The organism is Gordonia sp. NPDC058843 (assembly GCF_042743165.1).
Classification (GTDB): domain Bacteria; phylum Actinomycetota; class Actinomycetes; order Mycobacteriales; family Mycobacteriaceae; genus Gordonia.
This window is the reverse complement of sequence record NZ_JBHYNC010000059.1, coordinates 1-19,819: the sequence shown is the minus strand read 5'-3', so window position 1 is coordinate 19,819 and position 19,819 is coordinate 1. Positions and strand designations below refer to the sequence as shown.

The window sequence follows — 19,819 nt, the reverse complement described above, 5'->3', positions numbered from 1 at the left end:
TGGCGTCGGGTCAGCCGATCGGCCGACCCGATGCGTCCACACCGGGTGGCGGTGTCCACGGGATCTCGGGGAACTCGGCCGGGTAGCGCGTGACCTTGGTGCTCGAGGTCGGCGTCGACGGCTGCGCCGGCTCGCTCGACGACGGGACCGAGGACGGTACCGATGGCTCACTCGTCTGCTCGGACGGCGTGGTGGGTCCGTCGGATCCGTCACCGGGCGGGGTCGATCCGTCGGGCGATGAGGGCTCGTCCTCGCTGCTCCGGAGATCGGGTCGGGTCGGCTCGGTGGTGACCGTCTGCTCCTCACCGGTCGACGGCGCGGGATCAGTGGTCTCGGCCGGCAGGCCCGCGCCCGCACGGATGCGGTTCATCCAGTCGGTCATCTCGTCGCGCATCTCGGTGTCCCCCATGGGACCCATGCGTTCCCGTGCCTCGGCGAGCAGCCCGGCCGCAGCGACCGGATCTCCCGCCGCGATCGCGGCCTCGGCACGCTCGAGGTTGGTACGGACGTCGTGCGCCGCCTGCGTCTGCGACGCGGCCTCGGAGAACACGACCTGCTTGATGCCCCAGAGCGGGTCACCGGGTTGCGAACCCTCGGAGAGCACGGTCAGACCGGCAGCGGCGACGATGACGATCGCGGCCGCGCCCGACACGACGCGGAGGTGACGCACCATCCGCCGTCCGCGACTCGCCCGCTCGGTGGTCCCGATCGCCCGCTCGACATCGTCGACGGACACCAGCTCGGGCTCCGGGGTGGACACGATCTCCGACCGCCAGCCCGACAGCATCTCGGCCAGCCGGTACTCGGCGGAGTCCCGGGTCGGCACGGGGACGTCCCGGGTGAGTGCGTCGAGGAAGTTCTCGTCGAAGTTGACCTCGGAGAGATCCAGTGCATCGTCGGCAGTGGGATCGAACCCGGGATCGGCTCCGGGCGACACCGGACCCAGGGGACGGGGTCCGGCAGGTGCCGGACCGCTCGAACCGGGCGCGCGCCGATGAGTCGGTGGTTGGCCGGGTCGATGCGGCTGGTCACCGCCGGCGACACGGCGTCTACGCCAATCAGACTGTCCGCTCATCGTGACCTCCTGTCCGTCTCAACTCGTCTTTCAACTTCGCCAGTGCCCGGTGCTGGGCGACGCGTACCGCTCCCGCGGTGCTGCCGATCGCCTGGGCGGTCTCTTCGGCCGACATCCCGACGATCAGCCGCAGGACCAGAACCTCGCGCTGTTTCTCGGGCAGGATGCTCAGCAGTGCTCTCATCCGCCTGCTGCCGTCGGCATCGATGGCGAACTGCTCGGGGCCACCGGGGGCGTGCGAGACCTCAGGGATCTCCTCGACCGGGTCCGACTTCACCCGCGCCGCCACCCGCATGGCGTCGGCAACCTTGTGCGACGCGATGCCGTAGACGAAGGCCATGAACGGCTTGCCCTGGTCCCGATAACGGGGCAACGCGGTCATCACCGCCATCAATGCCTCCTGCGCGATGTCGTCGGCGGAGAACAGATGACGTTCCCCGACCCCGATGCGTCCTCGGCAGTAGCGCAGGATCGGCTCTTGCACACTTTCGAGAACTGACGTGAGAGCGGCACGATCGCCCTGGCCCGCGGCCCGGACGGCGTCGTTCAACTCACCACCTGTCAACTTCATCGCGTGTAGGAATCCCCGTGTTACAGATCGGCCAACCGGCCTAGCCGCCAGTCCTGGTCCGGGCCCCAGCACGGTGACGCCGCCGGTGGCGACCGTCGTGGATCGCTGGCAAGAGCAGCGTTCCGGCGACGTCTCCGGCGGCGATGACGTGGCAGACCCCAACACACCTTAGCGATCACCCCTCGGGTAGCAGCGCCATGCCCTTGCCGATCAGCGTGGCGCGCAGCCGTCGGTGGCGCGCGGCGTCGTCCTCGGACGCGGCCCCCGTCCCCAGCAGCAGGCTCGTGGCCGCCCACTCCAGAGGAAGGAGTCCGTGGTCGCGAGCGTCGGCGGCAACGTCCCGCGCGACGGTCGCCGCGCCGTTGAGATCCCCGCTGCCGGCGGTGGCGGCCCCGGCGATCAGCTCGGTCTTGATGCGATGCCGGGGCGGGACGGGGGTCCCCGCATCGTCCATCTCCCGGATCAGCAGGGCCCCCGAACGGGCGTGCTCGAGTCCGGTCGCGACGTCGCCGCGATAGAGACCGAGCTCGGCGCTCACCCATTCCCAACGCAGTCGGCAGCGCGTGGCCGTCGCCCAGTCCGCCTCCGCCGGCCGCCACGACCAGCCATCGCGGGCGGCTCCGGGTGACGAACCGGCCGCGCGGTCGAGGACCGACCGAGCCCGGTCGAGCAGGCGGCGTGCGGCGCCGAACCTGAGCAGACCGAGATTGTCGGCCGCCAGTCCGATGAGTCCGTCGGCGATCGCGGCGCGGCTCAGGGAGACCTCGACCGCGTCGTGGGTCGCCCGGACCGTCGAGGCCCGGTCGTCCGGTAGGCCGACGGTGAGGAGGGACCGGCCGTCGATCCCGTGCGCGATGCGGTGGCGCCCGGCCTGACGCATCAGCGAGGCCCGGGTGCTCTGACACAGCGACAGCAGTGCGACATCCGGACCGGGACGCGCCGACGGGGCCGACGGCGGACGGATTCTCCGCTCCAACGCGGTGAGCCCGGTGAGCGCACGGGCGTAGTCCCCGCGCCCACCTGACTCGACGGCCTCGGTCCAGGCTCGCAGGAGCGGAGTCGCCCCGGACCGCGTGGGCTCGTGTCGACGCAGCTCAGGGCCGCTGTCGAGCGACGTGGAGGTGTTCTTGATCACTCGATCTTTTTCGGTTTGCATGAATTTAACGAACGATTCCCAACGTTAATTCTCTGGACAGATCACGGGTGCATCATCGGAAGATTTCCGCCGTGTAAATCGACGGGATCGACGTCACCACACCCCGGGGTTCGACATACCCGGGAAAGGGTACGCCCTGCACATCTAAGATGCAGGTCAAACGGGTTGCAGCCACGGCACTCGGGGGGGACCCGCGCGGCGCGCGACAGCTGTGCTAACCGGCGGTGAGCGCCTAACCCGCCGTTAACATTTCTGAGACTTTCGCGGCAATCCTGTCCCATTCTGGGCCTATTGACGTCATTTCTCAGGCCCGCTTAATGTGAGTTCAGCGTTGCAGGAAATCGACGTTTCTCACCGAGCACCTCGGTGCGGCCCACGACAAGGAGTAGCTGTCATGCCTCAGCCCGATCATCTCCCCGGCCCCAACGCTGACATCTGGGACTGGCAAATGTCAGGACTCTGCCGCGGCGTCGACTCGTCGATGTTCTTCCATCCGGACGGCGAACGCGGCCGCGCCCGAGCGCAGCGCGAGCGGCGGGCCAAGGAGATGTGCCATCAGTGCCCGGTCATCGCGCAGTGCCGGGAGCACGCCCTCGCGGTGGCGGAGCCGTACGGCATCTGGGGCGGCCTCTCCGAATCCGAGCGCAGCATGCTGATGAAGCGCGGCGTCGGCCGTCGGATGGCCAGCTGAGGCCAAGGGCGTCGAGCGCACCGGACAGAGACGAGAGCCGGGCATCCGCGAAGGATGCCCGGCTCTCGTGTTCGTCGGCTACGCGACCTCGAGGGTCTACGTCAGTGCGCGTGACCGTGACCGGCATGGCCGGCCGGCTCGTCGGCCGGCTGGTCCACGACGGCGGTCTCGGTGGTGAGCACCATCCGGGCCACCGAGGCGGCGTTGACGACCGCGGAACGGGTCACCTTCACCGGATCGATGATGCCCTCGGCGACGAGGTCGCCGTACGACAGGCTCGCGGCGTTGAAGCCCGAACCGTCGGTGCCACTCGCGACCTTGTCGACCACCACGGCGCCGTCGAGACCCGCGTTGGCCGCGATCCAGAACAGCGGCGCCTTGGCGGCGTCGCGCACGACCCGCACGCCCAGCGCCTCGTCGCCGGTCAGCGACTCGGCCAGAGCGTCGAGCTTCTTCGCCGCCTGCACGATGGCCGAGCCACCGCCGGGGATGATCCCCTCTTCGACGGCGGCCTTGGCCGCTGCGACGGCATCCTCGACGCGGTGCTTGCGCTCCTTGAGCGCGGTCTCGGTGGCCGCACCCACACGGATGACGGCCACCCCACCGGAGAGCTTCGCCAGGCGCTCGGCGAGCTTCTCCTTGTCCCAATCGGAGTCGGACTGCTCGATCTCCCGACGCAGCTGGGCCGATCGGTCCGCGATCGCATCCTTGGTGCCCGCACCCTCGACGAGGGTGGTGGCGTCCTTGGTGACGACGACGCGACGGACCGAGCCGAGCACCTCGAGACCGACCGTCGACAGGCTCAGGCCGATGTCGGAGGAGACCACTGTTCCGCCGGTGACGATGGCGAGGTCCTCCAGGAACGCCTTGCGGCGGTCGCCGAAGAACGGCGCCTTGACCGCGACGGCGCGGATCGTCTTGCGGATCGAGTTCACGACGAGGGTCGACAGCGGCTCGCCCTCGACGTCCTCGGCCACGATCAGCAGCGACTTGCCCGCTTCGACGACCTTCTCCAGCAGCGGCAGGAACTCCGGCAGGGAGCTGATCTTGTCGCGGTAGAGCAAGACGAGCGCGTCCTCGAGGACCGCTTCCTGGCTGTCGATGTCGGTGACGAAGTACGGCGAGAGGAAGCCCTTGTCGAACTGGACGCCCTCGGTGATCTCGAGATCGGTGCTCAGACCCGAGCTCTCCTCGACGGTGACGACACCATCGGCGCCCACCACGGTCATCGCCTTGCCGACCATCTCGCCGATCTCCTCGTCACGGGAGGAGACGGTGGCGATCTGGGCGATGGACTGTTCGCCCGCAACGGGGGTTGCGGCGGCGAGCAGTGCCTCACTGAGCGCTTCGGAAGCCTTGCTGATGCCGAGCCCGAGGGCGATCGGGTTGGACCCGGCGGCCACGTTGCGGAGGCCTGCCTTGACCATCGCCTGTGCGAGAACCGTTGCGGTGGTGGTGCCGTCGCCCGCGACGTCGTTGGTCTTGGTGGCGACGGACTTCACCAGCTGGGCGCCGAGGTTCTCGAACGGATCGTCGAGCTCGATGTCGCGAGCGATGGTGACGCCGTCGTTGGTGACACTCGGTCCGCCGAAGGCCTTGGCGAGGACCACATGCCGTCCGCGTGGGCCGAGGGTGACCTTCACGGTGTCGGCGAGCTGGTCGATACCTCGCTCGAGCGCCCGTCGCGCGGTTTCGTTGAATTCAATCTGCTTGGCCATGAATCACTTTCTTCAACGGGAGCCGGTCCGCGCAACGCACACCGCCCCGGTACCCCTGCACGGGGAGCCGGGGCGGTGTGAGACGCGAGAAGGGCTCGCGGGGTCTAACTCGGCCGGAGTTCTGGAGTACCGGTCCTACTTGCCGATGACGGCGAGGACGTCGCGTGCCGAGAGGATCAGGTATTCCTCGCCGGCGTACTTGATCTCGGTGCCGCCGTACTTGCTGTAGATGACGGTGTCACCTTCCTTCACGTCCACGGGGACGCGGTTGCCCTGCTCGGTGACCCGGCCCTCGCCCACGGCGATGACGGTGCCTTCCTGCGGCTTCTCCTTGGCGGAGTCCGGGATGACCAGGCCCGAGGCGGTGGTCGTCTCGGCCTCGACGGCCTGCACCAGGATCTTGTCCTCAAGCGGCTTGATGTTCACGCTCGCCACGATGTGAGTCCTCAACTTTCGTACTGAGAAAGAATCTGCACGTTCACGGCCCTGCAAAACCCCGTCGTCGCGGGTTCCGAGGCTTCAGTCAGCGCCATCTAGCACTCTATACAGACGAGTGCCAGCACTCAAGGGTGGAGGGTGCAAAAAACCGGGCGTGTTCGCTCGCCGCGAAGTATCCGGCACCGGCCCGCGAAGCTGCGTGGCGTCGGTGCCGGTGGTGTGTCTCGCCACTAGAGCTGGCTGACGCGCACCGACATGGCCGGGTCCGATGCGACGGTCAACGGTGAGGGCTCTGCTCCCCCGCCGATCACATGGGCGCCCAGCGTCGCGATCATCACCCCGTTGTCGGTGCACAGGCGCGGCTTCGGCACCCGCAGATCGATCCCGGCCGCATCGCAGCGCTCCTGCGCCAGCGAGCGGATGCGCGAATTGGCGGTGGCACCACCGCCGAGGACCAGGGTGTCGACCCCCAGATCACCGCACGCCCGGACCGCCTTCATCGTCAGCACGTCGGCGACCGCCTCCTGGAAGGAGGCCGCCACATCCGCCACGGACACCTCCGAACCGTCGCGTCGGCATTTCTCGACGTGTCGCGCAACCGCCGTCTTCAGTCCGCTGAAGGAGAAGTCGTGCCGCGAGTCGCGCGGACCGGTCATCCCGCGCGGAAAGGCGATCGCGCCCGGATCGCCCTCTCGGGCGGCGCGATCGAGTGCGGGCCCGCCGGGGAAGCCGAGGTCGAGCAGACGCGCGACCTTGTCGAAGGCCTCCCCCGCCGCGTCGTCGACAGTGGTGCCCAGTTCGACGATCGGCTCGGCGAGATCGGTGACGTGCAGGAGGTGCGTGTGCCCGCCGGACACCAGCAGCGCGACGCATTCCGGCATGGGCCCGTGTTCGAGGGTGTCCACCGCGACGTGACCGCCGAGATGGTTCATCGCGTACAGCGGCACATCCCAGGCGAGTGCATAGGCCTTCGCCGCGGCGACGCCGACGAGCAGCGCGCCGGCGAGACCCGGCCCGATGGTGACGGCGATCGCGTCGGGACGGTCGATCCCCGCCGCCTCTCGCGCCCGTCGCATCGTGGGCACGATCGCCTCCAGGTGCGCGCGAGAGGCGATCTCGGGGACCACGCCGCCGAACCGGGCGTGCTCGTCCACGCTGGACGCCACCTCGTCGGCCAGCATCGTCGCGAACCCGGGGGTGTCGGCGTCGCCCGGCGTCCACCGAACGATGCCGACACCCGTTTCGTCGCAGGAACTCTCGATGCCCATCACGATCACGCCGGGCCCTCCTCCGGTTCGAGCGGCCGGCCCGACACCGGGAGCCGCAGCATCGTGTAGGCATCCGCGCCGGACGGTTGGTAGTAGTTGCGGCGCAGACCCGCGGTGGTGAAGCCGTGCCGCGAGTACAGCGAGATCGCCACATCGTTGTCGGTGCGCACCTCGAGGAACACCGCGGCGTCGTTCTCGTCGGCGACGGTGAGCATCGCCTCGAGCAAGGCCTTGCCCACTCCCCTACCCCGGTGATCCGGGGCCACGGCGATCGTGTGGATCTCGCACTCCCATGCGTCGGGCTGTCCGAGGGTGGATATCCCGGCGTAGCCGATGACGTCCGTTCCGGGCTGTTCCCGCGCCGCGAAGTACGTGTTGTAGGGCGCGTTGAGCTCGGCCCGGAAAGCGGCGGCAGGCCACGGCGAGTCATCGGCGAACATCTGCCGTTCCAACGCGGCACATCGCGGGATGTCACCGTAGGTGAGGGCGTCGATGACCATCTCGGGCGTGGTCATGGCGCCGCACCCGCCCGGCGGGCTTTCTGTTCGACGGCGTCGGGGCGCCGGAGATACAGCGGGACAAGCGGTTCGGGTTCGCGGCCGGCGACGATCCCGGTGGCCGCGGCGGCGATCAACCCGCGGACCGTCGGCACGCCGACCGCGGGTGGATCACCGGTCCAGCCGGCGAGTTCCAGGTGGGCCGCGGAACCCGCTACCGCGCCGATCCGTCCCGCGTCGAGGTCGGCAGCGAGTTCCCCGGCGACCACCGCGGGCGCGGCCACCTCGGGACCGCGCAGACGGCGACCGCCCTCGTACAGCGCCCAGTACACCTCACGCCGGCGCGCATCGGTCACCACGAGAACCCGTGACGCGGCGTCGGCGATACCCGGATCGGCTTCGGCGGCAAGTGCATCCAGCGAACACACACCGTACGCCGGGATCCCGAGCGCATCGGCGAAGGCCGCGCCGGTCGCCATCCCGACCCGGAGCCCGGTGAACGGTCCGGGCCCGCAGCCGACGACGACAGCCGCCAGGTCGGCTCGGGCGGTGGCGGATTCGGCGAGACACTCGGCGATGAGGGTGGTGAGCAGTTCCGCGTGCCTGCGATGGTCGGAGACGACCCGTTCGGCCAGGACGCGCACCTCACCGTCATGCAGGGCAGCCACTCCGGCCACCACCGAATCGGTGGCGGTGTCGACCGCCAGCACCAGACCCTCACTCATTCGGGACTCACCCATTCCCAGTTCACTTGACGCACATCGGTATCGGGGTCCCGGCGCAGCCGTACGACGAGATGCCGGTCGGCCAGTCGCTCGGCCACACCTTCACCCCACTCGACGACGACGACCGCCTCGTCCAGATCGGAGTCCAGATCCAGGGCGTCGAGCTCGTCGAGCACCCCGGAACCGTTGCCGGTCGCGCCGAGCCGATACGCGTCGACGTGGACCATCCCCGGCCGGCCCGGGCGGCCGGCCCGGTGCTCGCGGGCGATGATGAAGGTCGGCGAGGTCACCCGTCCCACGATGCCGAGTCCGGCACCGATCCCGCGCGCGAGCGCTGTCTTCCCCGCCCCCAGTGGACCGTCGAGGATGACCACGTCACCCGCGGCGAGGGTCGTCGCCAGCTCGGCACCGAAGGCCTCGGTGTCGGCGACCTCGGGGAGCTCGCGGGTACCGGAGCGACCGAACCCGCTCATCCCCGGCCCCGCTTCCACCAGCGTCGACGGGGAGCCGGCAGCGCCACCCGCGCCCGGTCCACCAGTTCGACGATCGCATCACTGACCAGCCGGGGCTCCTCCATCTGGACCATGTGTCCGGCGCCCTTGGCGACCACGAGGCGCGAATCCGGCCCCAGTTGCGAGTACATCCGCACCGAGTTGCGCAACGGTGTCAGTCGGTCCCGGTCCCCGCACACGACCGTGGTCGGAACCTGGGCGATCACCGGCAGGGCGGTCGATTCGTCGTGGATCTCCAACGCGTGCAGGAAGTTGACGATGGTCTCGATCGGCGTGCTCTGGATCATCTTGTCCACCGCGGCGCCGAGCGCCGGACTGTAGAACGTCGGCCCGAAACTCGCCGCGACCAGCACGGGTTCGAGCGCCGACCGGGTCAGTCCGCGGCCCGCCTGCACCAGACGCGGCGCGCGGCGCACACTCATCCGAAACGCATCCACCACCGGATTGCGCAGTCCCTCACCGAGTCCGGCGTCGGTGAGACCGCGCGATGCCGTCGCCACGAGACCCATCCCGGCGACCGGTCCGTGCGAGGAGAACAGCGCCGGATGCCGGCGGGCGAGGCCCATCAGGGTCATCCCGCCCATCGAATGACCCACGAGGACAACGGGTCCGGTGGGAACGGTGGCGCGGATCACCGCTGCCGCGTCGTCGGCGAGCTGTGCGATCGTGCAGGTCTCGGTCGGGGCCGGATCGCTCTCCCCATGACCCCGGTGATCGAAGAACACGAGCCGGTAGTTGCGGTCGTGCCATTCGGCGGCGAGTTGCTCGCGCTGGAAGTGCCAGCTAGACAACCGAAGACTGAAACCGTGGACGAACACAACCGTCAATTCGGGCGCGGTCTCCTGCGACACCGTCCCGAGGTCGACGATCCGCACCGCCAGCTCCAGGCCGTCGTCGGCGGTGACCGACGCCGCCCGCTCGCCGTAGAGAGCGGTGAGATCGACCTCGGCGTGTGGATCCGCCCGGCCCACCACGCTCTTGCGCGCGATGTTGCGTGCCGCGCCGACGGCTGCCATGCCGCCCAGCGCCGCGATGCCCGCCACTCCTGCCAGCAGTCCGACGCGTTCGGAATCGTCCACCAGTGGTGCCCCGCTCACTGTCTGGTCCCCGCGTCCTCGGGTTCCACCGTGTTCTCGGAATCTACCCCGGCCGCGCCCTCGCCGAGGTAGCGACGGACCACCCGGGTCCCGACCTGGGAGACGATCTCGTAGTCGATGGTGCCGATCGCGTCCGCCCAGTCCTTCGCGGTGGGGCCGCCGGCGGCGCCGGTGCCGAAGAGTTCGGCTTCGTCGCCCTCGCGGACACCGGCGCCGTCGGGTCCGAGGTCGACGACCAGCTGGTCCATGCAGATCCGCCCGACGCCGTCGAACAGACGGTCGCCGATCCGGACCCGGATCCGGCCCGACAGCAAGCGGGGTACACCGTCGGCGTAGCCCGCCGCGACCACCGCCACCACCGTGTCGCGCGGCGCGATCCACGTCTCGCTGTAGGACACGCCCTGTCCCGCTGCCACCTTCTTCACCAAGGCGATGCGCGCGGTCAGGGTCATCGCCGGGATCAGCCCGAAGTCGCCGCGTGCGGGCACCGGGGTGCGGCCGTAGACAGCTATCCCGGGTCGGACCAGATCGCGGGCGAGATCCGGACGGGTCAGTGCGGCAGGAGAATTGGCGATGTGGACCAGTTGTGGCGCGGCCCCGAGACGGACCAGGTCGGCCACGGCGAGGTCGAGCCGCTCGGCCTGCGCGTCGTTGAGCGGATGATCGGGTTCGTCGCCGCGCGCGAGGTGGCACATCGCCGCGCGCAGGGTCACCGATCCGTCGGCATGGGCCTTGGCGATCCGCTCGGCGAAGTCCGCCCACTCGTCCACCGCGACGCCACTGCGATTGAGGCCGGTGTCGACCTTGGCGGTCACGAGCGCGGGCACACCGGTCCGGTGGGCCGCGGCGATGACCGCCTCGAGCTGTGCGATCGACGAGAGAGCGATGTCGATGCGGTCGGTGATCGCACCGGCGAAGTCGGCGCCCGGCGTGTGCAGCCAAGCGGTGATCGGGGCGTCGATACCGGCTGCTCGCAGCGCCGCCGCCTCGGTGAGGTGGGCGACACCGAGTTCGGCGGCGCCGGCAGCCAGCACGGCGCGGACGACAGGCAACGCGCCGTGCCCGTAGGCGTCGGCTTTCACCACCGCCATCACGTCGGTTCCCGACGCGGCACGCAGCACATCGACGTTGTGGGCGATCGCGCCGAGATCGACGGTCGCGGTCAGAGCAGGGGAAGTCATCGTCGTTCATTGTCCCAGATCGTCGGGTGTGACTCGTCCCGGCGGCCTCCGGCGTGAGGCGCGCGTCGTTCTGCGGACCCGGTCTGAGTAGTCACACCGATGCGACGACGTCCGTCGGGACGGTTGAGTGGGCCTCACCGCAGTTGCCGACCGTCGCCGCCTCCAGGGAAGTCATCATGTACGCCAACCCGCATCCCCACGACGCCACCGTTCTCGTCCCCGCCCACCTCAGGACCGCGCCCCACGCCCATGACCTCGCGGGTTTCACGCCCATCGACCCGGTGATCCGGCCCGCCGGCCCGGATCGGCCGGGCCTGCGGGCATCGCTGGTGTCGTGGGCCGCCAACGCGGTCGCCTGGGTGGCCTTCGTCACCACCGTCGTGTTCTTTCTGCTCGCGCTCGGCCACGCGATGGCCGGCGAACCCGCCGACGGCTACGGCGTCGCGGCTCTGATCGCCTTCGGCGTCGCGGTCCTCGCGACGATCGCCGCCTGCGCAGCGCTCGCCGTCTCGTTCACCCAGCGAATCCGGCACGGCGCGCTGCGGCGCGCGGGCACCATCGCCGATGCGATCGTGCTGTCGTCGGTCACCGCGTTCACCGTGCTGACGGCGCTGTACCCGCTCGCGTTCGTGCTGGCCGCGTGGTGAACTCGCGGATGGCCGGACGCAACGCCGACAGCAGGGCCGACGCCCCGATCGGCGCGCCGCGACTCGCGAGTTCGGCGGCGCGTGCGTGTACGCGCGCCGCCGTCGCACCGGCGATCTGAGGCGATCTCCCGGCCGCGAGCAGCGCCCCGGCGACACCCGCCAGGACGTCGCCGGCCCCGGCGGTCGCGGCCCAGGAGGAGCCGGCGTCGTTGCCGAGGACGTGGCCCGTCGGATCGGCGACCAGCGTGATGCGCCCCTTGAGCAGCACCGTGACCCCCCACCTCTCCGCGAGACCCGCGACGGCGGTCAGCCGGTCGGTGTCCAGGTCGGCACCGGTCAACCGGGCGAACTCGCCGGCGTGCGGTGTGAGCAACGTCGGCGAGGTACGCCCGGCGACGAGCCCGGGATCGCGGGCGACCAGGGTGAGCGCATCGGCGTCGACGAGGACCGGGAGATCGGTCTGCAGCACGGTGCGCAGAGTCGCCGCTGCCGCGTCGTCGGTACCCATGCCCGGGCCGAGGACCCACGCCTGGACGCGTCCGGCGTCGGCCAGATCCGGTGTCGCGACGACCTCGGGCCACTGCGCGACCACCTCGGCGTGCGCGGACCCGACGAACCTGGTCATACCCGAGGTCGCGGTCACCGCGGCGCCGGCAGCGAGGACGGCCGCCCCGGGGTATCGATGCGACCCGGCAATGACCCCGACCACCCCTTGCGTGTACTTGTCGTCCTCGGGACCCGGTGTCGGCCAGTCGATCTCGTCATCAGTGAGCGATCCGAGCGTCGGTCCACCGGCTCCGTCGGGCTGCGTGGGGACGCCGTCGAGACCGATGTCGACGAGAACCACCCGCCCGCACTGTGGCGCGGCGAGCAGGTGCGCGCGACGCCGCACCCCGAAGGTGACCGTGACGTCGGCCCGGACCGCCGGATCGTGGACCTCACCGGTGTCGGCGTCGACACCCGACGGCAGGTCGACCGCGACGACCGTGGTCGCCGAACCGACGGCCGCGAAGATCTCGGCGGCGTTGCGCCGCAGCGGTCCCCGACCACCGAGGCCCACCACACCGTCGACGATCACGTCGGGTTCGCCGGGTAGGCGCTCGCCGGTCCGTCCGCCGGCGGCGCGGAACGCCGACAGACCCGCGGCATGGGTCCTCTCCGGAGCGAGCAGGACCGCGTCGACGCGCACGCCGCGGCGGCACAGCTCGGCCCCGGCGAACAGCGCGTCACCACCGTTGTCCCCGGCCCCGACTACGAGTCCCACCGATCGCCCGTAGCAACCGCCGGTCCGCGTCAGCTCCGCCACGATCACCCGGGCGACCCCGTGCGCCGCACGCTGCATCAGGGTGCCGCCGGTGAGCAGGTCCCCCGTCGCCCGCTCGGCGGCCCGGACCTCGTCGGCCGTCAGATACCGGATCGGCATGCGGGTCGACTATTCGACGGTGACCGACTTGGCCAGGTTCCGCGGTTTGTCGACGTCGTACCCCCGGGCCTGTGCGACGCTCGCCGCGAACACCTGCAGCGGCACGGTCGAGACCAGCGGCTGCAGGAGCGTCGGCGTCTTCGGGATCGGGATGAACTCGTCGGCGACAGCGCGGGCGGCCGTGTCGTCGGGTTCGGCGATGACGATCGTGCGGGCGCCGCGTGCCTGGATCTCGCGGATGTTGCTGACCATCTTGGAGTGCAGCACCGCGCGGCCGTCGGGCGACGGCATGACCGTGATCACCGGTAATCCGTCCTCGATGAGTGCGATCGGCCCGTGTTTGAGCTCACCGGCCGCGAAGCCCTCGGCGTGCATGTACGCGAGTTCCTTGAGCTTGAGCGCGCCCTCGAGCGCCACCGGATATCCGACGTGACGGCCGATGAACAGCACCGTGTTGTGGTGCGCCAGGGAGCGCGCGAGTTCGCGCACCGGCTCCATGGTGTCGAGCACCGCGGCGACGGAGTCGGCCATCGCCTCGATGGCCGCGAACTCGCGGGCGACCTCGTCGGCGTACTTGGTGCCCCGGGCCTGTGCCAGCGCGAGGCCCACGAGGTAGGCGGCGACGATCTGTGCGAGGAAGCACTTGGTCGACGCGACGCCGATCTCGGGGCCGGCGTGGGTGTAGAGAACCGCGTCGGACTCACGGGGGATCTGCGCGCCGTTGGTGTTGCAGATGGCCAGGACACGGGCCTTCTGGTCCTTCGCGTGCCGGACCGCCTCGAGCGTGTCGGCGGTCTCACCGGACTGCGAGATGGCCACGACCAGCGTCGACCGGTCCAGGACCGGGTCGCGGTAGCGGAACTCGCTGGCGAGTTCGATCTCGACCGGGAGCCGGGTCCAGTGCTCGATCGCGTACTTGGCGAGGAGCCCGGCGTGGTAGGCGGTACCGCAGGCCACCACGAACACTTTGTCGACATCGCGCAGGTCGTCGTCGGTCAGGCGCTGCTCGTCGAGCACGATCCGGCCGTTCTGCAGATGCCCGAGGAGGGTGTCGGCGATCGCGCGCGGCTGCTCGGCGATCTCCTTGAGCATGAAGAAGTCGTAGCCGCCCTTCTCCGCGGCCGCGAGATCCCAGTCGATGTGGAACGGCTTGCCCTCACGGACGTTCTGGTCGAAGTCGCTGACCGTGTACGAGTCGGCGGTGATCACCACGACCTCGTCCTGGCCGAGTTCCACCGCGTCCCGGGTGTGTTCGATGAAGGCCGTCACATCCGACGCGAGGAACATCTCGCCGTCGCCGACCCCGACCACGAGTGGGGTCGATCGCCGCGCGGCGACGATGGTGTCCGCGTGGTCGGCGTGGGTGAACACGAGGGTGAACGCTCCCTCGAGTCGACGCAGCGCCGCATAAGCGCTCGCCACGAAGTCGCCCGCGGTCGGGCCCAGCGCGTAGTACTTCGACACCAGGTGCACGGCGGTCTCGGTGTCGGTTTCGGACGCGAACTCGACGCCGTCGTCCTCGAGTTCGGCACGGAGCTCGGCGTAGTTCTCGATGATGCCGTTGTGGACGACGGCGAGCTTGCCGTCGTCACTGGCATGCGGGTGCGCGTTGCGATCGGTCGGCTTGCCGTGCGTCGCCCAGCGCGTGTGCCCGATCCCGGTGGTCCCCGTCAGCGACTCGCGGCCGACGGTGGCGATCTGCTTCTCGAGGTTCTCCAGCCGGAGCGCCTTCTTCTGGATCGCGGTGCTTCCCTCGCCGTCGAGGATCGCGACGCCCGCCGAGTCGTATCCGCGGTATTCCATCCGTCGCAACGCATCGACGACGATGTCCAGGGCATCGCGCCGCCCCACGTATCCCACGATTCCACACATAGCTAGTCAGGGTACCTGCGGTCGCGGGATCGACAGCGCGCCGCGTCGCGTCCTGTGCCGGGCTCACACCGACCCCCATCGGGTGCGGTGGCACGGCTGTCACTCGATGGTGTCGGGCACCACTGCGTTCGGGGCGCCGGAGGGCACCGGGCTCGCCGCCCGGCGCCGTTTGCGGTCCTTGGCGCCGAGCATCTTGGCGATCTTGTCCTGGACCTCGGGCGGATCGTCGAGGTCGACGGCAGGCACCTTGCCGAGCACGGTGTCGGCATCGGCGAAGGCCTCGTACCGCTTGTCGTCGTCGAGTGTGTGCAGCAGGAACCCCGTGGTCAGAGCTCGTACTGCGGTGTGGGTCTTCTTGTCGGCGCCGTTGCTGCCCAGCAGGGACTTGATCGACCGGTGCTCGATCAGTCCGCGGGAGGTCACCCCCGGAGGCGTGCGCAGCGTCGCAGCGGGTCGGGGGTCGCCGGTCGACTCCGTCCCGTAGGCCTGCGCCAGCGGGAGCGCGTTGCCGTCGATGGTGTCGAGTTCCCCGATCGCGGACACGACGAGACCCGGAGCACTCACCCGCCGCGCCGCGGGCAGCAGCGAGGCGGTCGTCGGCGCCGGGAACAGCGCCACCACGCCTCGCGCCGACGGCTGCGGCTGGCCGTGCAGCACCCCTTCCGACGCGGCGATGACCGCCGCGGCCGCCCCGAAGCCGTGCCCGGCGAACCCGATCTTGCGCGGATCGACGGTGATCTCACCGAAGCCGAGCGGGACCCGGGTCACGATCGACAGTGCCGAACGCAGCTGGGCGGCCATCTCGTCGTCCGAGGCCAACAGACCTCGCTGGCCGGCCGGCACCGCGACGACGATGCCCCAGGACGCGAGATGCTGACACAGGTCGCGGTACCGCTCCACCGAGGTCATCCAGCCGTGGCCGAACGCGACGGCCGGGAGTCGTTCGCCCTCGGCGGGAGTGAACACGACGCCCGGGGTTCCGACGATCCCGAGGTCGCCCCGCAACACACGATGGGGGCCGCGTCGGGCGAGCGCGGACATCAGCTTCGCGGGCGACTGCGGCTTCTGTTGCTTCTTGCCTGGCACAGCAGACAGCCTATGTGTTCGGCGGAGGCAGATGGGGACTGGCGTCGGCCACGTCGGCCGGCAACATGATGCCCGGGGTGGCGTCGGCGGCGTCGGCGGCGTTCTCGAGGTCGTCGCGCAGCCGCTGTGTCTCCGACCGCACCGCGTCGCGACGATGATCGTCCATCGCGAGTTCGAGGTCGCGCTGTTGCGCCGAGAACAGGTGCGACGCCTCGGCGACACCCGCTGTCGCGGTACGGGCGAGCGCCTCGATCTGATCGGCGAGGTTCACTGGTCACCCGCCAGAGCCAGGTCACCCGAGGACCGATCTGATGCTGCGCTCGGGGTTGGGCTCGTCGAATGGGGTTCTGCGGCTTCGGTTTCGGCGGTCGCCGCCTCGACGGTTGCCACGGGCGCGTCGAGCCCCTCGGTGCCACCCAAGCGGAACGGGACGTCGACGCCGTCGTCGGGTTCGTGAGCGGCGTGTGGTGTCTCGACCGGCTCGGAAGGCGGGGCGGATACGACGGACGCGGTCGCGGCGCCGATCTCCGGCGGCCGGTCGTCGGTCGTCGATTCCGCGAGCCAGGTCCCGGTGACCGGCGGGGGTGCGGCGACGGTCTGAACGGGAGCCGTTGCGACCGGAGGGTCCGGCGTCGCGACCGGAACGCGGCCTGCGGACTCGGCGTCGACCGGATAGGGCTCGTCGTCGATGCCGTCGACGGACCGGTTCAACAGGTCGAGGATCCCGCTGATACCGCGGGTCGTCGTCTCGAGGGTGGTGCTGAACAGGGCCACCCGCGACGAGACGTCCTCGACCGCGACCCCGATCGGGACGCGGCCGGTGAGGACCGCTTGCGGCAACTCTCCCGACGGCACTCCGGCGGCTGTCGGCGCCGACAACCGGGCGAGCGTCAGGTAGAAGGTGCGGAGCAGACGATCGATGCCCGACGCCGCGGCCGACGTGGCATCGGTGAGGGTGCGCAGGATGTGCAGGTCAGATTCCGCACGACGCTGGTGATCGATGACCGTCGCGATCGCGACGGTCGCGGACTCACTGTTCCATCCGTCGTCGAGTCGGACCTGCTGTTCGGGAAGATGGTGGAGTTGTTCGGACACGGCACGATGCGCCGACACCAGAACGCGACTGTCCGCGGACAGCGCCGCGACGTCGAAACCGTCGACGACGCGAAGTCCGTTGCGGAAAACGGAGTCGTCAGGCGCACCGATCCCCATGAGACGCCCCGCCGACACGAGCTCGATCAGCGCCTCGACGCCACCTCGGGCGTCGGATCTCAGCACCGACAGCGAGTCCGCGCCGCGCCTCACCGGCCGTCCACCCCCGCGGCGGGTAGTGCCCGCGAGATCTCGACCGCCACGCGCCCGTCGCCGTCGGCCATCGTCAGCGCACTGTTGCGCAGGGTGTCGGCCAGCGCCGCGGCTGCCGCGGCCTGCACGCGCAACCGGCGCGACAGGGTCGTACTCATGTCGGCATAGGCCGCCGCCAAGGGACCGAAGGCGACGGAGTCGGCCTCCGGCACCACGGACCCGCGAGCCCAGGTCCCGAAGTCGTGCGAGGCCAGGTCGTCGGCGACTGCCGACAGCACCAGCGAGGACCTGCGGTAGTACGACGCGACCGCCGACACCTGCCCGGTGTCCATCGCGATCCGGCGCGACCCGGCATCGTCCGCACCGCTGCCGTCCATGCCACCCCTCCCGACGTGCTCATCCGGTCCGCACCCGGTTCATCGCGATCCCGCGCCGCGAACCCCGCACACTTGGACGCAGGGCGACGCTCGCCGGTTCCGTGTTCGCCGGAACCCGCTGGGAATTGTCGCGCATGCGAGCGTATGCCGCCAGTGTGCCCGCACTCGGGCACACGGCCCGCTCAGTCGCGCAGTTCGATGCCGTGTGAGGTCACGGCGTCGAGCAGTGCGGTGGGCCGGTCGGCGGCCGGCACGTCGTGCACCAGCGCGAAAGAGCAACCGAGAGCGCGTGCTCCGCCGTCGGCCGTCTCGCTGTCCCCGACCATCAGCACCTGGTCGGCCGGCACACCCAGCGGGTCGAGAGCGGCGTGGAAGATCCGGGGATCGGGTTTGATGGCCCCGACTTCGTACGACAGCGCGAACGCACCGACGAGGTCCTCGACGCCGTGCAGGGCCAGGACCTTACGTAGGTCGAAGGCGATGTTGCTGACGATGCCGACCGGTATGTGTGCGTCGCTGAGCTTCTGCAGCACCGCGACGGTGTCGGCGAACGGCACCCACGACGACGGGTCGAGCACCCGGTTGTAGAGCGAGTTCGCGTGGCCGGAGTCGCTCATCCCGGCCGCGCGCAGCAGCGCCAGATAACCCCTGCGGTGCAGCACCGGGTCGAGATCCCTGGCCTCCCAGGCATTTCGGTCGTCACCGGCGATACCGTCCGGTAGTCCGACGGGTGCGACCATGCGCCGGATGATGTCCGCTTGACGATCACGGTCGAACTCGGCGCCGGTGTCGTCACGCAGATCGGCGAACCACTCGTCGCGGGCCTCGAAGCGGAACAGGGTGCCGGAGAAGTCGAAGAGCACCGCCCGGGGCGTCGGAGCGGTCACGATCCGGCCCCCTGGACGACGTCGGCCAACCGACCGGCGACCGACAACGCCTGGTCGGCGGTCGCGGCCTCCACCATCACGCGAACGAGTTGCTCGGTTCCCGACGGCCGCAACAGGACCCGGCCGGTCTCGCCCAGTTCGGCCTCCGCGGCCTCGACCGCCTCGCGGACCGACTGCGACTGCGACACCGCGTGCTTGTCGGCGACGCGCACGTTGATCAGTTCCTGGGGCAGCACGGTGACGATCCCGGCCAGGTCGGCGAGCCGTGCGGAGGTGGCGGCCATTCGCGCCATCAGCATGAGCCCGGTCAGGATGCCGTCACCCGTCGTGCCCGAACCCGGGACGACGATGTGACCGGACTGTTCACCGCCGATCGAGTAGCCGCCCCGGCGTAGCTCCTCGAGGACATACCGGTCCCCGACCCCGGTGGTGTGCACGCTGATCCCGGCCTCGCGCATCGCGAGGTGGAGTCCGAGGTTGCTCATGACGGTCGCGACGAGCACGTTCTCGCGAAGCTTGCCCTGGTCTTTCAGGGAGGTGGCGAGCACGGCCATGATGGCGTCGCCGTCGACGATCTGCCCGGTGGAATCGACTGCGAGACAACGATCTGCGTCCCCGTCGTGCGCCAGCCCGAGGTCGGCGCCGTGCTCGAGTACGGCCGCCTGCAACTTGTCCATGTGCGTGGACCCGCAGTCGGCGTTGATGTTGAGGCCGTCCGGTTCGGCGTGGATCGCGATGACGGTCGCCCCGGCGTCGGCATAGGCCTGCGGCGCGAGCTCCGACGCGGCGCCGTGGGCGCAGTCGACGACCACGGTCAGCCCGTCCAGCCGGGTGTCGATGGCCTGCGCGAGGTGGGCCCGATAGCGGTCGCCGGCGTCGGGCGCCGCGACGATGCGTCCGACCGCGGCACCGATCGGACGGACGGCGTCGGCGTCCATGGCCGCCTCGATGCGGTCCTCGACGTCGTCGTCGAGCTTGTGTCCGCCGGCGGAGAAGAACTTGATCCCGTTGTCGGGCATGGGGTTGTGCGACGCGGAGATCATCACCCCGAAGTCGGCGTGGTAGTCCGCGGTCAGAAACGCGACCGCCGGGGTCGGCACCGTGCCGACGCAGACGGCGTCGACTCCGGTGGCGGCGAGCCCCGCACACACCGCAGCCTCCAGCATCTCGCCGGATGCGCGCGGATCACGTCCGACCACCGCACGCGGGCGGCGGTGGGAATCTGTCGCGGAACTATCTGTGACAACGACCGCGGCGGCCGAGGCCAGGCGCAACGCGAGCTCGGGAGTGAGC

21 protein-coding genes are annotated in these 19,819 nt (G+C 70.2%); 2 read left to right on the top strand and 19 right to left on the bottom strand.

Features of this window, described 5'->3' with window-relative positions; genetic code table 11:
* Positions 1–10: 10 nt before the first annotated feature.
* The 3 genes from ACFW3F_RS23725 to ACFW3F_RS23715 all read right to left on the bottom strand — a co-directional run bounded on the left by ACFW3F_RS23725 (position 11) and on the right by ACFW3F_RS23715 (position 2,781).
* On the bottom strand, positions 11–1,075 hold the full coding sequence (locus tag ACFW3F_RS23725) for an anti-sigma-D factor RsdA (protein WP_388061855.1): 1,065 nt from the start codon (positions 1,073–1,075) through the stop codon (positions 11–13).
* Positions 1,059–1,646, bottom strand: a complete 588-nt coding sequence (locus tag ACFW3F_RS23720; RefSeq protein ID WP_388061853.1) for a sigma-70 family RNA polymerase sigma factor — start codon at positions 1,644–1,646, stop codon at positions 1,059–1,061. Before ACFW3F_RS23720 ends, ACFW3F_RS23725 begins: the two co-directional genes overlap by 17 nt.
* Positions 1,647–1,821: 175 nt before the next feature.
* The gene (locus ACFW3F_RS23715; protein ID WP_388061852.1) at positions 1,822–2,781 is read right to left on the bottom strand and encodes a hypothetical protein; all 960 of its coding nucleotides are present in this window, start codon (positions 2,779–2,781) and stop codon (positions 1,822–1,824) included.
* 415 nt (positions 2,782–3,196) lie between these two features.
* Between ACFW3F_RS23715 and ACFW3F_RS23710 the strand changes: the two genes are divergently transcribed.
* On the top strand, positions 3,197–3,493 hold the full coding sequence (locus ACFW3F_RS23710) for a WhiB family transcriptional regulator (protein WP_388061850.1): 297 nt from the start codon (positions 3,197–3,199) through the stop codon (positions 3,491–3,493).
* 101 nt (positions 3,494–3,594) lie between these two features.
* Here the strand turns inward: ACFW3F_RS23710 and groL are convergent, their stop codons facing one another.
* The 8 genes from groL to alr all read right to left on the bottom strand — a co-directional run bounded on the left by groL (position 3,595) and on the right by alr (position 10,929).
* Complete coding sequence (groL, locus tag ACFW3F_RS23705; RefSeq protein ID WP_388061848.1) at positions 3,595–5,211, bottom strand: chaperonin GroEL; 1,617 nt, start codon at positions 5,209–5,211, stop codon at positions 3,595–3,597.
* 135 nt (positions 5,212–5,346) lie between these two features.
* Positions 5,347–5,646, bottom strand: a complete 300-nt coding sequence (gene groES, locus ACFW3F_RS23700) for a co-chaperone GroES (protein WP_004019185.1) — start codon at positions 5,644–5,646, stop codon at positions 5,347–5,349.
* 233 nt (positions 5,647–5,879) lie between these two features.
* Positions 5,880–6,926 (bottom strand): tRNA (adenosine(37)-N6)-threonylcarbamoyltransferase complex transferase subunit TsaD, encoded by a 1,047-nt coding sequence (gene tsaD / locus ACFW3F_RS23695; RefSeq protein WP_388061846.1) that lies wholly within the window; start codon positions 6,924–6,926, stop codon positions 5,880–5,882.
* Entirely contained in the window at positions 6,923–7,432 is a 510-nt protein-coding gene (rimI, locus tag ACFW3F_RS23690) for a ribosomal protein S18-alanine N-acetyltransferase (protein WP_388061844.1), read from the bottom strand. The genes tsaD and rimI overlap by 4 nt, the downstream gene beginning before the upstream one ends.
* Positions 7,429–8,139 carry a tRNA (adenosine(37)-N6)-threonylcarbamoyltransferase complex dimerization subunit type 1 TsaB gene (tsaB, locus tag ACFW3F_RS23685; protein ID WP_388061842.1) on the bottom strand — a complete coding sequence of 237 codons (711 nt, stop codon included), beginning with the start codon at positions 8,137–8,139 and terminating at the stop codon, positions 7,429–7,431. Before tsaB ends, rimI begins: the two co-directional genes overlap by 4 nt.
* Positions 8,136–8,612 (bottom strand): tRNA (adenosine(37)-N6)-threonylcarbamoyltransferase complex ATPase subunit type 1 TsaE, encoded by a 477-nt coding sequence (gene tsaE, locus ACFW3F_RS23680; protein ID WP_388061840.1) that lies wholly within the window; start codon positions 8,610–8,612, stop codon positions 8,136–8,138. The genes tsaB and tsaE overlap by 4 nt, the downstream gene beginning before the upstream one ends.
* On the bottom strand, positions 8,609–9,748 hold the full coding sequence (locus ACFW3F_RS23675) for an alpha/beta fold hydrolase (RefSeq protein WP_388061838.1): 1,140 nt from the start codon (positions 9,746–9,748) through the stop codon (positions 8,609–8,611). Before ACFW3F_RS23675 ends, tsaE begins: the two co-directional genes overlap by 4 nt.
* On the bottom strand, positions 9,745–10,929 hold the full coding sequence (gene alr, locus ACFW3F_RS23670; RefSeq protein WP_388061836.1) for an alanine racemase: 1,185 nt from the start codon (positions 10,927–10,929) through the stop codon (positions 9,745–9,747). Before alr ends, ACFW3F_RS23675 begins: the two co-directional genes overlap by 4 nt.
* Before the next feature lie 176 nt (positions 10,930–11,105).
* Between alr and ACFW3F_RS23665 the strand changes: the two genes are divergently transcribed.
* Positions 11,106–11,576 (top strand): hypothetical protein, encoded by a 471-nt coding sequence (locus tag ACFW3F_RS23665; protein ID WP_388061834.1) that lies wholly within the window; start codon positions 11,106–11,108, stop codon positions 11,574–11,576.
* Here ACFW3F_RS23665 and ACFW3F_RS23660 read toward each other — a convergent pair.
* The 8 genes from ACFW3F_RS23660 to glmM form a co-directional block, all read right to left on the bottom strand.
* A complete protein-coding gene (locus tag ACFW3F_RS23660) occupies positions 11,524–12,999 on the bottom strand; it encodes an NAD(P)H-hydrate dehydratase (protein ID WP_388061832.1) in 1,476 nt (491 codons plus the stop codon). The genes ACFW3F_RS23665 and ACFW3F_RS23660 overlap by 53 nt on opposite strands.
* Positions 13,000–13,008: 9 nt before the next feature.
* On the bottom strand, positions 13,009–14,871 hold the full coding sequence (glmS, locus tag ACFW3F_RS23655; RefSeq protein ID WP_388061830.1) for a glutamine--fructose-6-phosphate transaminase (isomerizing): 1,863 nt from the start codon (positions 14,869–14,871) through the stop codon (positions 13,009–13,011).
* Positions 14,872–14,970: 99 nt separating this feature from the next.
* On the bottom strand, positions 14,971–15,957 hold the full coding sequence (locus tag ACFW3F_RS23650) for a dienelactone hydrolase family protein (RefSeq protein WP_388061829.1): 987 nt from the start codon (positions 15,955–15,957) through the stop codon (positions 14,971–14,973).
* Between the two features lie 10 nt (positions 15,958–15,967).
* Positions 15,968–16,228 carry a hypothetical protein gene (locus ACFW3F_RS23645; RefSeq protein WP_388061827.1) on the bottom strand — a complete coding sequence of 87 codons (261 nt, stop codon included), beginning with the start codon at positions 16,226–16,228 and terminating at the stop codon, positions 15,968–15,970.
* Complete coding sequence (locus ACFW3F_RS23640; RefSeq protein ID WP_388061826.1) at positions 16,225–17,262, bottom strand: hypothetical protein; 1,038 nt, start codon at positions 17,260–17,262, stop codon at positions 16,225–16,227. Before ACFW3F_RS23640 ends, ACFW3F_RS23645 begins: the two co-directional genes overlap by 4 nt.
* Positions 17,259–17,639 carry a hypothetical protein gene (locus tag ACFW3F_RS23635; protein WP_388061824.1) on the bottom strand — a complete coding sequence of 127 codons (381 nt, stop codon included), beginning with the start codon at positions 17,637–17,639 and terminating at the stop codon, positions 17,259–17,261. The genes ACFW3F_RS23640 and ACFW3F_RS23635 overlap by 4 nt, the downstream gene beginning before the upstream one ends.
* Before the next feature lie 182 nt (positions 17,640–17,821).
* Positions 17,822–18,526, bottom strand: coding sequence for an HAD family hydrolase (locus tag ACFW3F_RS23630; protein WP_388061822.1), 705 nt, complete (start codon positions 18,524–18,526; stop codon positions 17,822–17,824).
* Positions 18,523–19,819 (bottom strand): phosphoglucosamine mutase (gene glmM / locus ACFW3F_RS23625; RefSeq protein ID WP_388061821.1); only part of this gene is annotated, 1,297 nt, incomplete at its 5' end. The genes ACFW3F_RS23630 and glmM, both read right to left, overlap by 4 nt.

Bases quoted from the DNA above. Each gene is read 5' to 3' on its own strand.
- ACFW3F_RS23720 (WP_388061853.1), bottom strand. From the start codon at position 1,646: ATGAAGTTGACAGGTGGTGAGTTGAACGACGCCGTCCGGGCCGCGGGC.
- ACFW3F_RS23725 (WP_388061855.1), bottom strand. From the start codon at position 1,075: ATGAGCGGACAGTCTGATTGGCGTAGACGCCGTGTCGCCGGCGGTGAC.
- glmS (WP_388061830.1), bottom strand. From the start codon at position 14,871: ATGTGTGGAATCGTGGGATACGTGGGGCGGCGCGATGCCCTGGACATC.
- groL (WP_388061848.1), bottom strand. From the start codon at position 5,211: ATGGCCAAGCAGATTGAATTCAACGAAACCGCGCGACGGGCGCTCGAG.
- alr (WP_388061836.1), bottom strand. From the start codon at position 10,929: ATGACTTCCCCTGCTCTGACCGCGACCGTCGATCTCGGCGCGATCGCC.
- ACFW3F_RS23710 (WP_388061850.1), top strand. From the start codon at position 3,197: ATGCCTCAGCCCGATCATCTCCCCGGCCCCAACGCTGACATCTGGGAC.
- tsaB (WP_388061842.1), bottom strand. From the start codon at position 8,139: ATGAGTGAGGGTCTGGTGCTGGCGGTCGACACCGCCACCGATTCGGTG.
- tsaE (WP_388061840.1), bottom strand. From the start codon at position 8,612: ATGAGCGGGTTCGGTCGCTCCGGTACCCGCGAGCTCCCCGAGGTCGCC.
- ACFW3F_RS23635 (WP_388061824.1), bottom strand. From the start codon at position 17,639: ATGGACGGCAGCGGTGCGGACGATGCCGGGTCGCGCCGGATCGCGATG.
- rimI (WP_388061844.1), bottom strand. From the start codon at position 7,432: ATGACCACGCCCGAGATGGTCATCGACGCCCTCACCTACGGTGACATC.
- ACFW3F_RS23660 (WP_388061832.1), bottom strand. From the start codon at position 12,999: ATGCCGATCCGGTATCTGACGGCCGACGAGGTCCGGGCCGCCGAGCGG.
- ACFW3F_RS23665 (WP_388061834.1), top strand. From the start codon at position 11,106: ATGTACGCCAACCCGCATCCCCACGACGCCACCGTTCTCGTCCCCGCC.